1 pseudogene is annotated in these 3,272 nt (G+C 34.8%); it reads right to left on the reverse strand.

The window, feature by feature from the left end:
* Nucleotides 1-749: 749 nt before the first annotated feature.
* Nucleotides 750-1,325: pseudogene (locus F6K54_RS38990) on the reverse strand (Uma2 family endonuclease).
* Between the last annotated feature and the right edge of the window lie 1,947 nt (nt 1,326-3,272).

Here is a 3,272-nt window from a genome sequence, read left to right on the forward strand (position 1 = left end):
ATATAGCGTTTTTCTCGGAAAACTGTGTAAGTCTTGAATGGGGTATGATTTGAATAGTTTTGTGGAATGGGCATCTTGCCCGTTCCTGATATTTTCGTTTCTGATCAGGACTTAAGGAAAGAAACTATATATAGTAGATAAAAACTATAGCACTATGGCATATATAGCGTTTTTCTCGGAAAACTGTGTAAGTCTTGAATGGGGTATGATTTGAATAGTTTTGTGGAATGGGCATCTTGCCCGTTCCTGATATTTTCGTTTCTGATCAGGACTTAAGGAAAGAAACTACATATAGTAGATAAAAACTATAGCACTATGGCATATATAGCGTTTTTCTCGGAAAAGTGTGTAAATCCTGAATGGGGTATGATTTGAATAGTTTTGTGGAATGGGCATCTTGCCCGTTCCTGATATTTTCGTTTCTGATCAGGACTTAAGGAAAGAAACTACATATAGTAGATAAAAACTATAGCACTATGGCATATATAGCGTTTTTGTCGGAAAAGTGTATAAGTCCTGTATATGTTTGAAATTGTTCCATTAAGCAAGTGCCATCTCATCGTTAATTAATGTTTCTATTAAGTTCCAATGCTTGATTTAGTGGAGAAATTTTTAATTCTGGTAAAACTATAGCGTTTCTCAAGTTAATGAATTTTATGCCTCACTCAGACATGGAATTACTATAGAGATGTTCTAAATTTTTCCATTGATTTTCTATTCCCTATTTCCTACTCCCTGCTCCCTACTTCCTACTCTTCAAACTCAACTTCTTCATAAATATCCTGTAAAGATATTCCAGATTCAACAGAACTTAAATACAAAATATCTTCTGGATTACTAAATTCTGATAATAACCATTTCCCCTCTTCAGTCTTGCTAAATTGTTCTACATGATTCCTATATTGGTCAATCAAAATATATTCTTGAAAACTATTCATACTTCGGTAATACTCAAATTTTTTTCCTCGGTCATAACCTTCTGTAGAATTTGATAATATTTCTGCAATTATCAGAGGATTAGTAATAGTGTCTCATCTATTTTCAGCATAGACTAAAGGAATAGCAACAACCATTACATCTGGATAAGTATAAAATCTAGATTCAGGTACCCATAAACGTAAATCAGTTATAAATACTCGATATGGTTTACCTTTTAGTGCATACTTCAGCGCTGAACTAAAGTTGAGAGATATTAAATTGTGATTTGGCGTGCATCCAACCATTTGAATTATTTCCCCCTGACGATATTCACTTCTAAATTCTGCTGCTTCTTCCAGTTCTAAATACTCTTCGGTAGAGTAATATTTTTGCTCAGTTGCCAGCATAATTATCTCCTTCTTTTGTTTTTGAATTTTTACTTAATTAGGGTTTGCGTATGGAAAGTCTTTTTGTTAGGGTAGGGACCCACCCCTCGCCCCTCCCCCTCCCAGGAGGGGAAAAAGGTAGTAGGCAATAGTTAAGAGTTAGGATTTAGGGGAGTTGTAGAAGAGGTAGTCATTCATAATTGCCCCCTATACCATTTCTCTGCAACAATGCGCTTAATAATTCTTACCGAAAAATTGGGTTTAAAGCCTCCCCCTTTTAGGGGGACTTTATGTTATGCTTAAAAAAGCGGAAAGGTATTCAACCGCTCTAAAAACCTATAGCTACCGTTCCTTGTAGCGTTTGCACCTTGACTCCTAGAGTTATGGGGTTTTGTACACCGAATGCTTGTACTTAGGAATTGCTCTAAGCAACAAGTATCAGAGAACCAAAGCTTTTTTAAGGTTTGAACTGTACCGTAGGGCATAGGTCCACAGGCTCTTGGAATAGAGCAAACGCGCAGGCGTGAGAACCATCTCTGGGTTAGATGCCGCAAGGTGTTTAATTTAAGTGGACTCGTTGAACCAAGAATCCTGGTTTCAGGAGAATCTCCACGCCTTTAGGCCGGAGAGTATGTCAACCAGACTGGATTTTACTGATAGCTGTTATCTTTTTAGGACTTACGCAGATACGCTATATATAGCGCTCAAAACTGTTGTCCAATAGTACTTGCACTCTATAAATAGTGCCTTTGCGTAAGTCCTGTCTTTTATTAAACATCTCCAAAAATTAAACATAAAATCAATTATCGTACAGAAACTATCAGTTATTTCCCCCTATTCCCTATTCCCTATTCCCTCTTTTCTGGAGATATCTATTAAGCGCAACTTCATAGAGAAATGGTATTAGTTTTTCTCTCATCATTACCCCACGCATACTCACTTTTTCCCCTCCATCAACCTAAAAGCTGGTACTTTTTCAGTTTCTAAAATTCTTCAAACCAATATCTGTTAATGCACGCGATATTTAATCAGCAAGCCCTAATTATACCAAATTCAAAGAAGATAGTTACAGGGCAATGACGGTCATTTCAGTTATCAGTTATCAGTTATCAGTTATCAGTTATCAGTACCTCTGCAATAAGGAGGCTTGACATAAGGAATATGCTCTTTTTTTATCCTCTTATACCAATTACCAAAAGTAATACTATACTTAGATAACACTTCAGTTATTAAGTAATTAAAAGAAATGGTATTAAAAGGGGAAGCTTTAGACAACAAATTTTCGGTAAAAGAGTCAAATCCTACCTAGAAAAGCGGAGTTTAAATATGTGTTTATGGGTGGAAAATTTATATAATACCAAGGGTGAAATCAAGAATCCTGAATTCTGGCTTCTGACTCCTGAATGATAATTTACAACATCAAAAATGGCATTAAATCTATTCATTCTGAGTCCTGAATTCTGGCTTATGACTCCTGAATAAAGATAATTTACAACATCAAAAATTGTATTAAATCTATTCATTCTGGGTCCTGAATTCTGTTGGCACAGCATTCCGTAGGAAATTCTGAATTCTAAATTATAAATTCTAAATTATGAAGTTATTAAGTAATTAAAATAAATGGTATTAAAAGGGGAAGCTTTAGACAACAAATTTTCGGTAAAAGAGTCAAATCCTACCTTGAAAAGCGGAGTTTAAATATTTTCTTATGAGTGGAAAATTTATATAATACCAAGGGTGAAATCAAGAATCCTGAATTCTGGCTTCTGACTCCTGAATGATAATTTACAACATCAAAAATGGCATTAAATCTATTCATTCTGAGTCCTGAATTCTGGCTTATGACTCCTGAATAAAGATAATTTACAACATCAAAAATTGTATTAAATCTATTCATTCTGGGTCCTGAATTCTGTTGGCACAGCATTCCGTAGGAAATTCTGAATTCTAAATTATAAATTCTAAATT

It is taken from the genome of Okeania sp. SIO3B5 (assembly GCF_010692555.1).
Classification (GTDB): Bacteria; Cyanobacteriota; Cyanobacteriia; order Cyanobacteriales; family Microcoleaceae; genus Okeania.